Raw genomic sequence first — 432 nt, 5'->3', positions numbered from 1 at the left:
CTTGCCGCCTGAACCGGACATTCGGCAGGTCGGGAGTCCTGCCGCCAGGCCAGCAACGTCAAGTGAACGGGTGGCACAAACGGCGGAGCTCGTTCAGTCCGCTGCGACGGCTGCAAACGTATCGTGTGACATTCTGCAGGCCGAAAACCAGTCCCTCTCGCTTCGCGAACGAATGATCCATTGCAGCCAGGTGCACGACGTCCTGGTGATCGATGTGCGCGGACCACTTGATGCGCCTCGCAAAGAACTGGTCGAGGCCGCCCTGTTTGCGAGCGGTCGTCCAATTGTCTTCGTGCCACCAAACACCCCTGTGCTCGCAAAAGACCGGATTGTCGTTGCATGGGATGGAACACGCTCGGCAGTTCGTGCAGTGCACGACGCCTTGCCCCTTCTCGCTCAGGCGCGTGAGGTGCTCGTCGTATCGGTCATTGA

General features: G+C 60.6%; 1 pseudogene. It reads left to right on the top strand.

Going from position 1 to position 432, the window contains the following annotated elements:
* Positions 1-70: 70 nt before the first annotated feature.
* A pseudogene (locus tag ACZXDY_RS46445) lies at positions 71-432 on the top strand (universal stress protein); the annotation flags it as partial.

The organism is Bradyrhizobium sp. LeoB3, assembly GCF_055456055.1.
The sequence above is the reverse complement of the archived record's forward strand: the minus strand, read 5'-3'. Positions and strand labels throughout refer to the sequence as shown.